The 16,596-nt window shown below is 63.0% G+C and carries 15 protein-coding genes; 13 read left to right on the top strand and 2 right to left on the bottom strand.

What is annotated here, in order from left to right:
• Positions 1-34: 34 nt before the first annotated feature.
• Positions 35-1,066, bottom strand: a complete 1,032-nt coding sequence (gene rsgA, locus M8Q45_RS21960) for a small ribosomal subunit biogenesis GTPase RsgA (RefSeq protein WP_030140171.1) — start codon at positions 1,064-1,066, stop codon at positions 35-37.
• Between the two features lie 109 nt (positions 1,067-1,175).
• On the opposite strand from rsgA, the gene orn reads away from it, so the two are divergent.
• Positions 1,176-1,718, top strand: coding sequence for an oligoribonuclease (orn, locus tag M8Q45_RS21955; RefSeq protein ID WP_030140170.1), 543 nt, complete (start codon positions 1,176-1,178; stop codon positions 1,716-1,718).
• Between the two features lie 199 nt (positions 1,719-1,917).
• Entirely contained in the window at positions 1,918-2,529 is a 612-nt protein-coding gene (locus M8Q45_RS21950) for a trimeric intracellular cation channel family protein (protein WP_030140169.1), read from the top strand.
• Here the strand turns inward: M8Q45_RS21950 and queG are convergent.
• On the bottom strand, positions 2,511-3,590 hold the full coding sequence (gene queG, locus M8Q45_RS21945) for a tRNA epoxyqueuosine(34) reductase QueG (protein WP_249876369.1): 1,080 nt from the start codon (positions 3,588-3,590) through the stop codon (positions 2,511-2,513). The two genes, M8Q45_RS21950 and queG, sit on opposite strands and share 19 nt — an antisense overlap.
• A gap of 63 nt (positions 3,591-3,653) precedes the next feature.
• On the opposite strand from queG, the gene M8Q45_RS21940 reads away from it, so the two are divergent.
• From M8Q45_RS21940 to M8Q45_RS21890, 11 genes are all read left to right on the top strand, one after another.
• Positions 3,654-5,153 (top strand): NAD(P)H-hydrate dehydratase, encoded by a 1,500-nt coding sequence (locus M8Q45_RS21940; RefSeq protein WP_249876368.1) that lies wholly within the window; start codon positions 3,654-3,656, stop codon positions 5,151-5,153.
• Positions 5,141-5,608 (top strand): tRNA (adenosine(37)-N6)-threonylcarbamoyltransferase complex ATPase subunit type 1 TsaE, encoded by a 468-nt coding sequence (gene tsaE / locus M8Q45_RS21935; RefSeq protein WP_217861122.1) that lies wholly within the window; start codon positions 5,141-5,143, stop codon positions 5,606-5,608. The genes M8Q45_RS21940 and tsaE overlap by 13 nt, the downstream gene beginning before the upstream one ends.
• A 4-nt stretch (positions 5,609-5,612) precedes the next feature.
• Positions 5,613-7,043, top strand: a complete 1,431-nt coding sequence (locus tag M8Q45_RS21930) for an N-acetylmuramoyl-L-alanine amidase (protein WP_030140165.1) — start codon at positions 5,613-5,615, stop codon at positions 7,041-7,043.
• Entirely contained in the window at positions 7,040-8,953 is a 1,914-nt protein-coding gene (gene mutL, locus M8Q45_RS21925; RefSeq protein ID WP_249876367.1) for a DNA mismatch repair endonuclease MutL, read from the top strand. Before M8Q45_RS21930 ends, mutL begins: the two co-directional genes overlap by 4 nt.
• Positions 8,953-9,924, top strand: coding sequence for a tRNA (adenosine(37)-N6)-dimethylallyltransferase MiaA (miaA, locus tag M8Q45_RS21920; protein WP_030140163.1), 972 nt, complete (start codon positions 8,953-8,955; stop codon positions 9,922-9,924). Before mutL ends, miaA begins: the two co-directional genes overlap by 1 nt.
• Positions 9,925-10,015: 91 nt before the next feature.
• Positions 10,016-10,276: an RNA chaperone Hfq gene (gene hfq, locus M8Q45_RS21915; RefSeq protein WP_003186419.1), complete on the top strand. Its 261-nt coding sequence runs from the start codon at positions 10,016-10,018 to the stop codon at positions 10,274-10,276.
• A gap of 12 nt (positions 10,277-10,288) precedes the next feature.
• Positions 10,289-11,590, top strand: coding sequence for a ribosome rescue GTPase HflX (gene hflX, locus M8Q45_RS21910; protein ID WP_249876366.1), 1,302 nt, complete (start codon positions 10,289-10,291; stop codon positions 11,588-11,590).
• Between the two features lie 85 nt (positions 11,591-11,675).
• Entirely contained in the window at positions 11,676-12,848 is a 1,173-nt protein-coding gene (gene hflK / locus M8Q45_RS21905; RefSeq protein ID WP_249876365.1) for an FtsH protease activity modulator HflK, read from the top strand.
• Positions 12,848-13,717, top strand: coding sequence for a protease modulator HflC (gene hflC, locus M8Q45_RS21900; RefSeq protein WP_030140160.1), 870 nt, complete (start codon positions 12,848-12,850; stop codon positions 13,715-13,717). The genes hflK and hflC overlap by 1 nt, the downstream gene beginning before the upstream one ends.
• Before the next feature lie 323 nt (positions 13,718-14,040).
• A complete protein-coding gene (locus M8Q45_RS21895; RefSeq protein WP_249876364.1) occupies positions 14,041-15,228 on the top strand; it encodes an ATP phosphoribosyltransferase regulatory subunit in 1,188 nt (395 codons plus the stop codon).
• A gap of 55 nt (positions 15,229-15,283) precedes the next feature.
• Positions 15,284-16,576, top strand: a complete 1,293-nt coding sequence (locus tag M8Q45_RS21890; protein WP_249876363.1) for an adenylosuccinate synthase — start codon at positions 15,284-15,286, stop codon at positions 16,574-16,576.
• The last annotated feature ends 20 nt before the right edge of the window (positions 16,577-16,596 follow it).

The raw sequence follows: 16,596 nt of genomic DNA, 5'->3' as shown, positions 1-16,596 counted from the left end.
GCAAGCTCCCTCGCCACAAAGGCGTCCGGCCAACTCAGTAACTGCTCTCCGGCAAGCTGGCGATGATCGAGCGGTAGCTGTTCATCCGTTGCTGGTGCACGCGGCCTTCTTCCAAGGCCTTGAGCAAGGCGCAACCGGGTTCGCGATCGTGCTTGCAGTCGCGGAAGCGGCAGGTGCCGATCAGGTCGTTGAACTCGATGAACCCGGCTTCGACATCGGCGCGGCTGACATGACCCAGGCCGAATTCGCGGATGCCGGGTGAGTCGATCAATTCACCGCCGCCAGGGAAGTGGAACAAACGCGCGGTGGTGGTGGTGTGGGTGCCCTGGCCGGACAGTTCGGACAACGGCCCGACGCGGGTCTCGACCTCTGGCAGCAGGCTGTTGACCAGGGAAGATTTGCCGACCCCGGACTGGCCGACGAACACGCTGATGCGCCCGTCCAGCTGCCGTTGCAATTGCTCCATGCCGTTGCCGTGATGGGCCGAGACTTCCAGCACCGGATAACCGAGATCCCGATAGACCGACAGCAAGGCGTTCAACGCCGGGGCGTTGTGCTCGTCGATCAGGTCGAATTTGTTGAGCAGCAGCAGCGGACGGATGCCGGCGTGTTCGGCCGCCACCAGGTAGCGGTCGATCAGGTTGGCGTGGGGCTCGGGCAGCGGGGCGAACACGATGACGATCATGTCGACGTTGGCCGCCACGGGCTTGAGCTGTCCCCGGCTGTCCGGGCGGCACAACTCGGTGTGGCGCGGCAGTTGCGCGACGATCACGCCGATGCCCTGGTTGCCGGCACGCCAGACCACCTGGTCGCCGGTCACCAGTGCGGGCAGGTTGGCGCGCAAGTGGCAGCGGAACACCTGGCCGGCCAGCTCGCCTTCCTGGGCCTCGACCTCGACCTGCACACCGAAGTGAGCGATCACCAGGCCGGTCTGTTCAGGCCCCAGGTCGCCCCCCTCCAGGGCTTCGACCGCACTGGATTCGCGTTTGGCGGCACGGGCGGCGCGCTCGCCCTGGATCTTTTCGATGCGCCAGTTCTGACGACGATTGAGTTGGCGTTTGGCCATGGGTGTTCCGTATGAAGAAATGCAGCGAATAGGGTAAAACGGCCGCGAGTTTAGCACGCCCGAGACGCTGCCTAGGCTAAACTGCGCAGCTAAGCCGAGGAGCTCCCCCATGCAAAACCCGCAGAACCTGATCTGGATCGACCTGGAAATGACCGGTCTGAACCCTGACACCGATGTCATCATCGAGATGGCCACCATCGTCACTGACAGCGACCTCAACACCCTGGCCGAAGGGCCGGTGATCGCGATTCATCACAGCGACGAAATCCTGGCCGGCATGGACGAGTGGAACACGCGCCAGCACGGCGGCTCGGGCCTGACCCAGCGCGTTCGCGAGAGCAAGATCAGCATGGCCGAGGCCGAAGCCCAGACCATCGCCTTCCTGGAGCAGTGGGTGCCAAGAGGCAAGTCGCCAATCTGCGGCAACAGCATCTGCCAGGACCGTCGCTTCCTGTATACCCACATGAAATCCCTGGAAAGCTATTTCCATTACCGCAACCTCGACGTCTCGACCCTGAAGGAGTTGGCCGCCCGCTGGGCCCCTGAGGTTCGCGACAGTTTCCAGAAAGGCAGCACGCACCTGGCCCTGGACGACATCCGCGAATCCATTGCCGAGCTGCAGCATTACCGCAAGCACTTCATCAAGTTCTAAATCCTCCTGTAAGCACGGTATAGGAGCCATGTTGGAGCTGTGTAGGAGCGGTGTAGGAGCTGCCGAGTGCAACGAGGCTGCGATCTTTCCCCTGACAATTGAGTCATAAGTGAAGATCAAAAGATCGCAGCCTCGTTGCACTCGGCAGCTCCTACACAGCTCCTACCTAGACGTGCTCGTTCTTCAAGGATCGTTGTCAATGTTGCTGATGCTGTATCTCATCGCCATTACCGCCGAAGCCATGACCGGCGCGCTATCCGCCGGGCGGCGGGGCATGGATTGGTTCGGCGTGGTGCTGATCGCCTGTGTCACGGCGCTGGGTGGTGGCTCGGTGCGTGACGTGCTGCTCGGGCATTACCCGCTGACTTGGGTCAAGCATCCGGAATACCTGGTGCTGACCACCGCAGCGGCGATGCTGACGGTGTTCCTGGCGCGCTGGATGCGCCATCTGCGCTCGTTGTTCCTGGTGCTCGACGCCGTGGGCCTGGTGGCGTTCACCCTGATCGGCTGCATGACGGCCCTGGAAATGGGCCATGGCATGTTGGTGGCCTCGGTCAGCGGCGTGATTACCGGTGTGTTTGGCGGCATCCTGCGGGATATCTTCTGTAACGATATTCCCTTGATCTTCCGGCGCGAACTCTACGCCAGCGTCTCGTTTGCCGCGGCGTGGTGCTATCTGTTGTGTGTCTTCCTGCAACTGCCGAACGAGCAGGCGATCCTCATCACCTTGTTCGGCGGTTTCCTGCTGCGGCTCCTGGCAATCCGCTTCCACTGGGAGATGCCGAAGTTCGTCTACAACGACGAAGTCTGACGCTCGGCGTGCTGGCGCAACGCCCATTCCACATGTTCGCGCACCAGTTCCGATGGATAGTCGCGCCGCGCCTCCAGTGCTTGCAGCACAGGAATCGTTGATGGCGCATTGCCCAGGCCCACCGCCAGGTTACGCAGCCAGCGTTCATAGCCGGCGCGACGCAAGGGCGAGCCTTCGGTGCTGCTGAGGAATTTTTCCTCGTCCCACAGGAACAGCTCGGCGAGTCCGGCGTTGTCCAGGTTATGGCGCGGCTTGAAATCGCTCTCGCCGGATGGCCGGGCGAAGCGGTTCCAGGGGCAGGCGATCTGGCAGTCATCGCAACCGAACACCCGGTTGCCGATCAACGGCCGCAGCTCTTGCGGAATGGCATTTTTCAGTTCGATGGTGAGGTAGGAAATGCACCGCCGGGCATCCAATACGTAGGGGCCGACGAAGGCATTGGTCGGACAGATGTCCAGGCAGGCGGTGCATTTTCCGCAATGCTCGGTGCCGTGGGGCGGATCCACCGGCAGCGGCAGGTCGACAAACAGCTCGCTCAAGAAAAAATAACTGCCTGCCTTGCGGTTCAACACCAGGGTGTTTTTGCCGATCCAGCCCAGTCCGGCCTGCTCGGCAATGGCTTTTTCCAGCACCGGCGCGCTGTCGACGAAGGCGCGATAGCCGAAAGGGCCGATGACCGCCTGGATTTTTTCTGCCAGTTGCTGCACGCGTTTACGGATCAATTTGTGGTAATCGCGGCCCAACGCATAGCGCGAGACGTAGGCTTTTTCCGGTTCGGCGAGCAGTTGGGCCATTTGTGTGTCGCCCGGCAGGTAATCCATGCGCAGGGACACCACGCGCAATGTGCCGGGCACCAGTTCCTCTGGGTGCGACCGCTTGCTGCCGTGGGCGCCCATGTAATCCATTTCGCCGTGGTAGCCGGCCTCGAGCCAGCGTTGCAGGTGTTGCTCATGCTCGGCAAGGTCCAGGCCGCTGATGCCGACCTGCTGGAAACCCAGTTCGCGGCCCCAGTCCTTGATGGATTGGGCGAGGGTGGCAAGGTCTGTGGGAATGGCAGGCATGAGGCGAGAGAAACCGGAGCTGAGATGCGTATAATTCTGCCAGACATCGGAGCCCGAAGACGCATGCCGCACACTAAAGATGATTTTCCCGACGCGCTGTACAGCGCCGCGCAGGTCCGGGCCCTCGATGCACAACTGATCGCGGCCGGTACCAGCGGCTTTGAATTGATGCAGCGTGCCGCCCGCGCCACCTGGCGAGCGATCGTCCGGCGCTGGCCCGAAGCGACCGAACTGACCGTGTTGGCCGGCCACGGCAACAATGCCGGTGATGGTTACCTGGTGGCCGCCTTGGCCCGTCGCGCCGGTTGGTCGGTGCGGGTGCTGGCGGTTGGCGAGCCCCGGCGCTTGCTGGGTGACGCCGCCAATGCCCATGCCGAGGCCGTGGCGGTCGGTGTGCCGGTGGAGCCCTGGTCGGACGATTCCGAATTGCGCGGTGTGTTGCTCGACGCATTGCTCGGCACCGGGACGACTGGCGAAGTGCGCGAACCGTATGTCCGCGCGATCGATACGATCAATGTCAGCGGTTTGCCGGTGGCGGCGGTGGATATCCCCTCTGGCTTGTGCGCAGATACCGGCCGCGTCCTGGGAACCGCGGTGGCGGCTGACCTGACCGTGACGTTCATTGGCCTCAAGCTTGGCCTGTTCACCGGGGATGCAGCGGATCGAGTGGGTGAGTGGGTGTTCAACGACCTGCACGCGGACCCTGATCTCGTTGAATCGGCGCCTGCCAGTGCTCGATTGCTCTTGCCGCATAATCTGCCGCGCCTGACGCCTCGAGCCCCTACATCCCACAAAGGCAAGTTCGGTCACGTGCTGTTGATCGGTGGCGACCGGGGTTTCGGCGGCGCGATCCAGATGAGCGCTGAGAGCGCCCTGCGCTGTGGCGCGGGCATGGTTTCGATGGCGACCCGCAGCGAGCACGTCGGCTCGGCGCTGGTGCGTTTGCCAGAAGTGATGGTGCAAGGCACCCATTTGGCGAACCAATTGATGGGCTTGCTCAAGCAGGCCAGCGTGTTGGTGGTCGGCCCGGGCCTGGGTCAGGCCGCTTGGGGGCGTAGCCTGCTGTCGGCGGCGGCCAATGCGTCGCTGCCCCAGGTGTGGGATGCCGACGCGCTGAACTTGCTGGGCGGCGGCTCGGTCAGCCTGCCCGAGCAATGCGTCATTACCCCGCATCCGGGCGAAGCCGCGCGGTTGCTGGGCATATCCACCGCCCAAGTGCAGGCCGATCGCCCGGCGGCGGCCCATGCATTGAGCAAAAAATACGCAGCCACCGTGATCCTCAAGGGCGCCGGCAGCCTCATCGCCAGCCCGGACGGCCGCCTGGCGGTCTGCGGCGAGGGCCATCCGGCCATGGCCACTGCCGGCTTGGGGGATGTGCTCGCCGGGGTGGTCGGCGCCTTGCTGGCCCAGGGGATGGAAGGATTCGAGGCCGCCTGCCTGGCGGTCTGGCTGCATGCCAATGCCGGCGTCCAGGTCGGTCGTTCGGGCCGGGGATTGGCGGCGACCGACCTGATCCCGGCCATTCGTCAGTTGTTGGAGGAGCAATCACCGTGTCTGAAGTAATCCTGTACGTGGCGGACGAACAAGCCATGACACAATTTGGCGCCCGCATCGCGCAGATCACCGCAGGCCATGGCCTGATCTTCCTCGAGGGCGACCTGGGCGCGGGGAAGACCACCCTGTCCCGTGGCATCATTCGCGGCCTCGGACACGTCGGTTCGGTCAAGAGTCCTACGTTCACCTTGGTCGAGCCCTACGAGATCGGCGATGTCCGGGCCTTCCATTTCGACCTGTACCGACTGGTGGATCCCGAAGAGCTGGAGTTCCTCGGCATCCGCGACTATTTCGAAGACGACGCCTTGTGCCTGATCGAATGGCCCCAGAAGGGTGCAGGCTTTTTGCCAAAGCCCGACCTGACCATTACCATTGGCGCGCAGAACGGCGGGCGTTCGTTGAAACTGACACCGCAAGGCTCGCGTGGCGAGTCGTGGTGTGCCGCCTTGGCTTTGGAAAACTAATTAGATGATGGGGTTTGGTATGCGCTTTCGCGCGGTGGTTGCTGTCGTAGGACTGTTGCTTACGGCACTGGCCGTCGATGCTGTGGCTGAGACAAAGGTCAACAGCGTTCGCCTGTGGCGGGCGCCGGACAATACCCGGCTGGTGTTCGACCTGACAGGCCCGGTTCAGCACAGCGTATTCACCCTGAGCGCCCCGGATCGCCTGGTGATCGACATCAACGGTGCATCCCTGGGCGCACCGCTGAACGTGCCCACCGCCAACACGCCGATTACCGCGATGCGTTCGGCCCAGCGTACGCCGACCGACCTGCGGGTGGTCATCGACCTGAAAAAAGCCGTGACGCCCAAAAGCTTCACCCTGGCCCCGAACGCCCAGTACGGCAACCGGCTGGTGGTCGATCTGTTCGACAACCCGGCCGACGCCGCGCCGCCGCCACCGCCGCCGACCAATGTCGCCACGGTGCCGGCGGTCCCGGTGACGCCGACCGAACCTGCGATCAAGCTGCCACCGGCTCCGGCCGGCAAGCGCGACATCATTGTCGTGATCGACGCCGGCCACGGCGGCGAAGACCCGGGTGCCTCGGGCTCGCGTGGGCAGCGTGAAAAAGACGTGGTGCTGTCCATCGCCCGCGAATTGCAGCGCCAGGTCAACGGCATGAAAGGCTTCCGTGCCGAATTGACCCGCACGGGGGACTATTTCATCCCGTTGCGCGGCCGTACCGAAATCGCCCGCAAGAAAGGCGCCGACCTGTTTGTTTCCATTCACGCCGACGCCGCGCCTTCCGCCGCCGCGTTTGGCGCCTCGGTGTTTGCCTTGTCCGACCGTGGCGCCACCTCCGAGACCGCCCGTTGGCTGGCCGACAGCGAAAACCGTTCCGACCTGATCGGCGGTGCCGGCAACGTCAGCCTCGACGACAAGGACCGGATGCTCGCCGGTGTACTGCTCGACCTGTCGATGACGGCCTCGTTGACGTCCAGCCTGAACGTCGGCCAGAAGGTCCTGAGCAACATCGGCCGCGTCACGCCGCTGCACAAGCAGCGCGTCGAGCAGGCTGGGTTCATGGTGCTGAAGTCGCCGGACATCCCATCGATCCTGGTGGAAACCGGGTTCATCTCCAACGCCAACGAAGCCTCGAAGCTGTCGTCTTCGAGCCACCAACAGGCCTTGGCCCGCTCCATCAGCAGCGGCGTGCGGCAGTTCTTCCAGCAGAATCCACCGCCGGGTACCTACATTGCCTGGCTGCGGGACTCCGGCAAGATCGCCCAGGGGCCACGGGACCACCGGGTCAGTCCGGGCGAAACCCTGGCGATGATCGCCGTGCGCTACCAGGTGTCGCCCGCCACCTTGCGCAGCGCCAACAATCTCAAGAGCGATGAGCTCAAGATTGGCCAGACCCTGACCATTCCGGGCAATGAAGTGGCGGTCAAGCAATGAGCGACGAAGCGAACGGCAGCAACGCCCGTATCGAGCTGCTCAGCCCCCGGCTGGCGAACCAGATCGCCGCCGGCGAGGTGGTCGAGCGTCCGGCGTCGGTGATCAAGGAGTTGCTGGAAAACAGCCTCGACTCCGGGGCCAAGCGCATCGACGTGGATGTCGAGCAGGGCGGAGTCAAGCTGTTGCGGGTGCGCGACGACGGTCGCGGGATTCCGGCTGACGACCTGCCCTTGGCCCTGGCGCGCCACGCCACCAGCAAGATCCGTGACCTGGAAGACCTTGAACGGGTCATGAGCCTGGGGTTTCGTGGCGAGGCGCTGGCATCGATCAGCTCGGTGTCGCGCCTGACACTCACGTCCCGCACCCGCGACGCCGACCAGGCCTGGCAGGTCGAGACCGAAGGCCGCGACATGGCCTCGCACGTACAGCCCGCTGCCCATCCGGTGGGCACCTCGGTGGAAGTGCGCGACCTGTTCTTCAACACCCCGGCCCGGCGCAAGTTCCTCAAGGCCGAGAAAACCGAATTCGATCACCTGCAAGAAGTCATCAAGCGCCTGGCCCTGGCGCGTTTTGATGTGGCCTTTCATCTGCGCCACAACGGCAAGACCATCCTCAGCCTGCACGAAGCCCGCGACGATGCGGCCCGCGCCCGGCGCGTGGGGGCGGTGTGCGGTGCGGGGTTCCTGGAGCAGGCGTTGCCCATCGAGGTGGAGCGCAATGGCCTGCACCTGTGGGGTTGGGTCGGCTTGCCGACGTTCTCCCGCAGCCAGGCGGACTTGCAATATTTCTACGTGAATGGCCGGGCGGTGCGCGACAAACTGGTGGCCCACGCGGTGCGCCAGGCTTATCGCGATGTGCTGTTCAACGGTCGGCACCCGACCTTCGTGCTGTTTTTCGAGGTCGACCCTTCCGTGGTGGACGTCAACGTGCACCCGACCAAGCACGAAGTGCGTTTCCGTGATGGACGCATGGTCCATGATTTCCTCTATGGCACCTTGCACCGCGCCCTGGGTGACGTGCGCCCCGAAGATCAGTTGGCGGCACCGGCGGCAGTGGCGGGGATGGTCCGGCCAACCGGGCTGGAGGCTGGCGAGTTCGGTCCCCAGGGGGAAATGCGCCTGGCCGCCCATGCATTGCTGGAGCAACCTCAGCCCCAGCCGAGCTTCAACACCGCCGGAAGCGGCGCTGGCAGCGGTTATCAGTATCAATACACCCCGCGTCCCCAGTCGAATGTCCCGGCGGCCGAGGCCCAGGCGGCCTACCGCGAGTTCTTCAAGCCTTTGCCTGAAACCTCGGCAACGGCGTTGCCCGACGGCCAGGGCGATATCCCGCCGCTGGGTTATGCCCTGGCGCAGCTCAAAGGCATCTACATCCTTTCCGAGAACGCCCAAGGCCTGGTCCTGGTGGACATGCACGCCGCCCACGAGCGGATCATGTACGAGCGATTGAAGATCGCCATGGCCAGCGAAGGCTTGAGTGGCCAGCCGCTGCTGGTCCCCGAGTCCCTGGCCGTCAGCCAGCGCGAAGCCGATTGCGCCGAAGAGCACATGAGCTGGTTCCAGCGCCTGGGCTTTGAATTGCAGCGCCTGGGCCCGGAAACCCTGGCGATCCGCCAGATCCCGGCCTTGTTGAAGCAGGCCGAGGCCAATCGCCTGGTCAGCGACGTGCTGGCCGACTTGATGGAATACGGCACCAGCGACCGGATCCAGGCGCACCTGAACGAACTGCTCGGCACCATGGCCTGCCACGGCGCGATCCGCGCCAACCGGCGCCTGGCCCTGCCGGAAATGAACGGCCTGCTGCGGGACATGGAAAACACCGAGCGCAGCGGTCAATGCAACCATGGCCGGCCGACCTGGACCCAACTGGGCCTGGACGACCTGGACAAACTGTTCCTGCGCGGTCGCTGATGAACCCGTTGCCACCCGCGATTTTCCTGATGGGGCCGACCGCCGCCGGCAAGACCGACCTGGCCATCGAGCTGACCAAGGTCTTGCCCTGCGAGTTGATCAGCGTCGATTCGGCGCTGGTCTACCGAGGCATGGACATCGGCACCGCCAAGCCATCGAAAGAACTGCTGGCCGAGTTTCCCCATCGCCTGATCGACATCCTCGACCCGGCCGAAGCCTATTCGGCGGCCGATTTCCGCCGTGATGCGCTCCAGGCCATGGCCGAGATCACCGCGCGGGGCAAGATTCCGCTGCTGGTGGGCGGCACGATGCTGTATTACAAGGCCTTGGTCGATGGGCTGGCGGACATGCCGGCGGCCGATCCCGAGGTGCGCGCGCAGATCGAAGAAGAGGCTGCGCGCCTTGGCTGGCAAGCGCTTCACGAGCAATTGGCGGCCATCGACCCCGAGTCCGCAGCGCGCATTCACCCCAACGACCCGCAACGACTCAGCCGGGCCCTGGAGGTTTATCGGGTCAGCGGCCAGAGCATGACGGCGTTGCGGCAACGACAATCTGCGCAAAGTACTGAAGCAGCCGCTTCGGGACTGCAACAATTGCCCTATACTGTCGCGAATCTGGCCATCGCTCCGGCGGACCGGCAAGTGCTGCATCGGCGAATTGAACAAAGATTCACATTAATGTTGGAACAGGGATTCATAGACGAGGTCGTAGCCCTGCGTGAGCGAAGTGACCTGCATGCCGGGTTGCCGTCTATACGTGCGGTGGGTTATCGACAAGTCTGGGACTACCTGGACGGCAAGCTGACGTCAGCCGAGATGCGCGAGCGGGGGATTATCGCCACGCGTCAATTGGCGAAGCGCCAGTTCACCTGGCTGCGCAGCTGGACTGACCTGCATTGGCTCGACAGTCTTGATTGCGACAATCTGCCACGCGCCTTGAAATACCTCGGGACCATCTCCATATTGAGCTGAGTCCTTGCAATTGCCGTCTATCCTTGGGGGTGTGACGGCCCAAGCCATCTGATTCCGAATTTTATAATTGATCCTTAAAGGAGTGCGGCACATGTCAAAAGGGCATTCGCTACAAGACCCTTACTTGAACACTTTACGTAAAGAGAAAGTTGGGGTGTCCATCTATCTGGTCAACGGGATCAAACTGCAAGGCACGATCGAGTCTTTCGACCAATTCGTCATCCTGCTGAAAAACACCGTCAGCCAAATGGTCTACAAGCACGCTATCTCGACAGTGGTGCCGGTTCGTCCGATTCGTCTGCCTAGCGCAACCGAATCCGAAGGCGGTGACGCTGAACCGGGTAACGCCTGATAGGAGCCTCCTTTGTTCTTTGAGCGCCACAGTGGTGGTGAGCGGACTATTCTCGTTCACTTGGAAGGACAGGACCCTGAGGCGCGCGAAGATCCGCAGGAGTTTCAGGAATTGGCAATTTCGGCCGGCGCCGAGACCGTCGCGTTTTTCAACGTGCCGCGTCATCGGCCAACCGCCAAGTTCCTGATCGGCAGCGGCAAGGTCGAGGAGTTGCGCGACCTGGTCAAGGCCGAGCATATCGATCTGGTGATCTTCAACCACATCCTTACGCCCAGCCAGGAACGTAACCTCGAGCGCGTCTTCGAGTGTCGCGTGATCGACCGCACCGGGCTGATTCTCGATATCTTCGCCCAACGTGCCCGTACCCATGAAGGCAAGCTGCAGGTCGAACTGGCCCAGCTTGAGCACATGAGCACGCGGCTGGTTCGCGGCTGGACTCACCTTGAGCGGCAGAAGGGCGGTATCGGCCTGCGCGGGCCGGGTGAAACCCAGCTGGAAACCGACCGGCGCCTGCTGCGGGTTCGCCTGCGCCAGATCAAGGGGCGGCTGGAGAAGGTTCGCAGCCAGCGCGAGCAGTCGCGACGCGGCCGCAAGCGCGCCGACATCCCGACGGTTTCACTGGTGGGTTATACCAACGCCGGCAAATCGACCCTGTTCAACAACGTTACCCAATCCGACGTCTACGCCGCCGACCAGTTGTTCGCCACCCTCGACCCGACCCTGCGCCGGCTCGACCTGAACGACCTCGGGCCGATCGTGCTGGCCGACACCGTGGGCTTCATCCGTCACCTGCCGCACAAACTGGTCGAGGCTTTCCGGGCTACGCTCGAAGAGTCGAGCAACTCCGACCTGCTGCTGCACGTCATCGATGCCGCCGAGCCGGACCGGATGCTGCAGATCGAGCAGGTCATGGTGGTGCTGGGGGAGATCGGGGCCCAGGACTTGCCGATCCTCGAGGTATACAACAAACTCGATTTGCTCGAAGGGGTCGAGCCGCAGATCCAGCGCGATGCCGATGGCAAGCCGCAACGGGTCTGGCTCTCGGCCCGCGATGGCAGCGGCCTGGACCTGCTCAAGCAGGCCGTGGCGGAGCTGCTGGGCGATGATCTGTTTGTCGGCACCCTGAAGCTGCCGCAGCGTTTTGCCCGGCTGCGTGCCCAGTTTTTCGAGCTGGGTGCGGTACAGAAAGAAGAACACGACGAAGAAGGCGCTTGCCTGCTGGCCGTTCGCCTGCCACGGTCGGAACTGAACCGACTGGTCAGTCGTGAAGGGCTGCAACCGATGGAATTCATCGAGCAACACACTTTGCAATAAAAGCCTGAGAAAGCTGTGTCAGGCATTCTGTAGCATTGGCCGGCGCGCCGTGGGTGCGTCTTTGCTTTATCAGATGGAGAGCGCTATGGCTTGGAATGAGCCGGGTGGCAACTCGAATAACCAGGATCCCTGGGGCGGCAAGCGTCGTAACAACGGCGACCGCAAGGGACCACCGGATCTCGACGAGGCCTTCCGCAAGCTGCAGGAAAGCCTGAACGGTTTGTTCGGTGGTGGTAAGAAACGCGGTGACGATGGCGGCAACCGTCCGGGCAAGGGCGGCGGTTTCGGCCTGCTCGGCATCGGCCTTGTCGTGCTCGCGGCGATCTGGCTGTACAGCGCGGTTTATGTCGTGGATGAGCAGGAGCAGGCCGTGGTGCTGCGCTTCGGCAAGTACTACGAAACCGTCGGCCCGGGCCTGAACATCTATTTCCCGCCGATCGACCAGAAGTACATGGAAAACGTCACGCGTGAGCGTGCCTACACCAAGCAGGGCCAGATGCTGACCGAAGACGAGAACATCGTCGAAGTGCCGCTGACCGTGCAGTACAAGATCACCAACCTGCAGGACTTCGTGCTGAACGTCGACCAGCCGGAAATCAGCCTGCAACACGCGACTGAAAGTGCCTTGCGCCATGTGGTGGGCTCCACTGCCATGGACCAGGTGCTGACCGAAGGTCGTGAGCTGATGGCCAGCGAAATCAAGGAGCGCCTGCAGCGCTTCCTCGATACCTACCGCACCGGTATCACGGTCACCCAGGTCAACGTCCAGAGCGCAGCGGCACCGCGCGAAGTCCAGGAAGCCTTCGACGACGTGATCCGCGCCCGTGAAGACGAGCAGCGTTCGCGCAACCAGGCCGAGACCTATGCCAACGGCGTCGTGCCGGAAGCCCGTGGCCAGGCCCAGCGCATCATCGAAGATGCCAACGGTTATCGTGACGAAGTGGTCTCGCGCGCCAAGGGTGAGGCGGATCGCTTCACCAAGCTGGTCGCCGAGTATCGCAAGGCCCCTGAAGTGACCCGCCAGCGTCTGTACCTGGACACCATGCAGGAGGTCTTCAGCAATACCAGCAAGGTCCTCGTGACCGGCAACAAGAACGGCCAGAGCAATCTGCTGTACCTGCCGCTGGACAAGATGGTCGAGGGCAGCCGCAATACCGGCACGCCACCCACCAGCGCGGCGGCCGCGAGCAATGAAGCCAATGCCCGTGCGGCGGCGGATCTGCAGCAACAGCAAGCACGTACCAGGGAGAGTCGCTGATGAGCAATAAATCGCTGATCGCCCTTATTGTCGGTGTCGTCGTGGCGATCGCTGCCTGGAACTGCTTCTACATCGTGGCTCAGACCGAGCGTGCGGTGTTGCTGCAATTCGGTCGCGTGGTCCAGGCTGATGTCCAGCCAGGGCTGCATGTGAAGGTGCCGTACGTCAACAAGGTGCGCAAGTTCGACGGCCGCCTGATGACCCTCGATGCACCGACGCAACGCTTCCTGACGCTGGAAAAGAAAGCCGTGATGGTCGATGCCTACGCCAAGTGGCGCGTGAAGGATGCCGAGCGCTTCTACACCGCGACTTCCGGTCTCAAGCAGATTGCCGACGAACGCCTGTCCCGTCGCCTGGAGTCGGGCCTGCGTGACCAGTTCGGTAAACGTACCCTGCATGAAGTGGTGTCCGGTGAGCGTGATGCGCTCATGGCCGACATCACCCGCTCGCTGAACGCGATGGCGGAAAAAGAGCTGGGTATCGAAGTGGTCGATGTCCGGGTCAAGGCCATCGACCTGCCGAAGGAAGTGAACCGCAGCGTGTTCGAACGCATGAGCACCGAGCGTGAGCGTGAAGCCCGCGAGCACCGCGCCAAGGGTAACGAGCTGGCCGAAGGCATTCGTGCCGACGCCGATCGTCAACGCCGCGTGCTGCTGGCCGAAGCCTACCGTGAATCGGAAGAGGTCCGCGGTGATGGTGATGCCCAGGCCGCTGCGATCTACGCCAAGGCGTACGGCCAGGATCAGGAGTTCTATGGGTTCTACCGTAGCCTGCGCGCCTACCGTGAAAGCTTTGCGAACAAATCCGACGTCATGGTCCTGGACCCAAGCAGCGACTTTTTCCACTACCTGGAAAAGGCCAAGCCTTGATACGACGTTGACCTGAAGCACTCCGCCCGGCGGCTAAAACGTCGGGCGGGGTGATCCTTTGGGAAAACGTGTGTATGATGCGGCAGCCGGGAAATTCCCGGCTTTTTTGCGTCTGCGCGTTCGATTGTGGTTTATGCGGTGCAGGCGTCGGGTTGAACGACCCGGCAGGTTTTTCGAGGAAAGTGCTTGGCGAGGCCGATCCAGGGCCATTCGTCACGTCGCCCTTGCGCGTTGTTTGCGGTTTTTCGCATGACGCGGGCATTTTCTGCTTCACTCAAGGCCAGCCCGAAAGCTGGCCGCCCGGACCATAGGGGAATGGCGTAATGGCAACGGTAGACCGCTGGCTGCTGCCAGATGGCATCGAAGAAGTACTGCCACCGGAAGCCGCGCGTATCGAAGTAGCGCGTCGGCAGGTGTTGGATCTGTTCCAGAGCTGGGGTTACGAGTTCGTCGTGACCCCGCATATCGAGTACCTGGAATCCCTGCTGACCGGCGCGGGCCAGGACCTGGATCTGCGCACCTTCAAGGTTATCGACCCGCAATCGGGGCGGCAGATGGGCTTTCGGGCCGACATCACGCCACAAGTGGCGCGCATCGATGCCCATACCCTGCGTCGCGAAGGCCCGAGCCGCCTGTGCTACGCCGGCAGCGTCCTGCATGCCCAGCCGCGCGCCTTGTCATCCTCTCGCAGCCCGATTCAGCTGGGTGCCGAACTGTACGGCGATGCCAGCCCAAGCAGCGACGTGGAAGTCATCAGCCTGATGTTGGCCATGCTGCAACTGGCAGATGTGCCGGATGTCCACATGGACCTCGGCCATGTCGGCATCTACCGTGGCCTGGCCCGTGCGGCCGGTTTGTCCGGTGAAGTGGAGCAGCGGCTGTTCGACGCCTTGCAGCGCAAGGCCATCGATGAGGTCATCAGCTTGACCGAAGGCCTGCCGAGCGACCTGTCCGGCATGTTGCGGGCGTTGGTGGATCTCTGCGGCGGCCGTGAAGTGCTGGACGCTGCTCGCGAGCGCCTGGCCGGCGCGCCGGCAGCGGTGTTGGCGGCGCTGGACGATCTGTTGGCGATTGCCGAGCGTCTTTCGGCGCGTTTCCCGGAACTGCCGCTGTATTTCGACCTGGGCGAACTGCGCGGCTATCACTACCACACCGGCGTGGTGTTCGCGGTGTTCGTCCCGGGTGTTGGCCAGTCCATCGCCCAGGGCGGTCGCTACGACGACATCGGCGCCGACTTCGGTCGCGCACGTCCGGCGACCGGTTTCTCTACCGATTTGAAAACCCTGGTGACCCTGGGGCGTGCTGAAGTCGAGCTACCGTCTGGCGGTATCTGGATGCCTGACAGTACGGATGCGGCACTCTGGCAAGCAGTCTGCCAGTTGCGCAGTGAGGGTCAGCGTGTTGTCCAGGCCTTGCCTGGACAACCTTTGGCCGCCGCCCGTGAAGCGGACTGCGACCGGCAATTGATTCAGCAGGACGGGCTTTGGCAAGTATTGCCGCTGGCTTCTTGAGTTTTCCTGCCGGCCTGGAGCCGGCACCAAGTTTGCGCGAATGAGGACAAGTGTTATGGGTAAGAATGTCGTAGTCCTGGGCACCCAATGGGGTGATGAGGGCAAAGGCAAGATCGTTGATCTGCTGACCGAACATGCTGCCGCCGTAGTGCGCTACCAAGGTGGCCACAACGCCGGTCACACCCTGGTGATCGACGGTGAAAAAACCGTCCTGCACCTGATTCCATCGGGCGTGCTGCGCGAAGGCGTGCAATGCCTAATCGGCAACGGTGTGGTGGTTGCGCCCGACGCCCTGCTGCGGGAAATCATCAAGCTGGAAGAGAAAGGCGTACCGGTGCGCGAGCGCCTGCGTATCAGCCCGTCCTGCCCGCTGATCCTGTCCTACCACGTGGCGCTGGACCAGGCCCGTGAAAAGGCCCGTGGCGAGCTGAAGATCGGCACCACCGGTCGCGGCATCGGCCCGGCCTACGAAGACAAGGTGGCCCGTCGCGGCCTGCGTATCGGTGACCTGTTCCACCGTGAGCGTTTCGCCGCCAAGCTGGGCGAGTTGCTGGATTACCACAACTTCGTCCTGGTCAATTATTACAAAGAGCCGGCCATCGACTTCCAGAAGACCCTGGACGAGTGCATGGAGTACGCCGAACTGCTCAAGCCGATGATGCTCGACGTCACCGCCGAGCTGCACGAGCTGCGTCGCGCCGGCAAGGACATCATGTTCGAAGGTGCCCAGGGTTCGCTGCTGGACATCGACCACGGCACCTACCCGTACGTCACCAGTTCCAACACCACCGCGGGCGGCATCGCCACCGGTTCGGGTTTCGGCCCGATGTACGTGGACTACATCCTGGGCATCACCAAGGCCTACACCACCCGAGTCGGCTCGGGTCCGTTCCCGACTGAGCTGTTCGACGACGTCGGTGCCTTCCTCGCCAAGCGCGGTCACGAGTTCGGTGCTACCACCGGTCGTGCCCGTCGTTGCGGCTGGTTCGATGCCGTGATCCTGCGTCGCGCCATCGACGTCAACAGCATCTCGGGCCTGTGCCTGACCAAGCTGGACGTGCTGGACGGCCTGGAAACCATCAACATCTGCGTGGGCTACAAGAACCAGGACGGCGCCGTCATCGACGCACCGACCGACGCCGACAGCTACATCGGCCTGGAGCCGGTGTACGAGCAGATGCCGGGCTGGACCGAGTCGACCGTGGGTGCCAAGACCCTGGAAGAGCTGCCATTGGCCGCGCGCAACTACATCAAGCGCGTCGAAGAGCTGGTCGGTGCGCCGATCGACATTATTTCGACGGGGCCGGACCGCAACGAAACCATCGTCCTGCGTCATCCGTTTGGCTGATAAGTCGTTGATGTAAAAAA

It is taken from the genome of Pseudomonas sp. T1.Ur, assembly GCF_023516725.1.
Taxonomy (GTDB): domain Bacteria; phylum Pseudomonadota; class Gammaproteobacteria; order Pseudomonadales; family Pseudomonadaceae; genus Aquipseudomonas; species Aquipseudomonas alvandae.
Note: the sequence above shows the minus strand (reverse complement) of the source record. Positions and strands in the feature narration are given on the sequence as shown.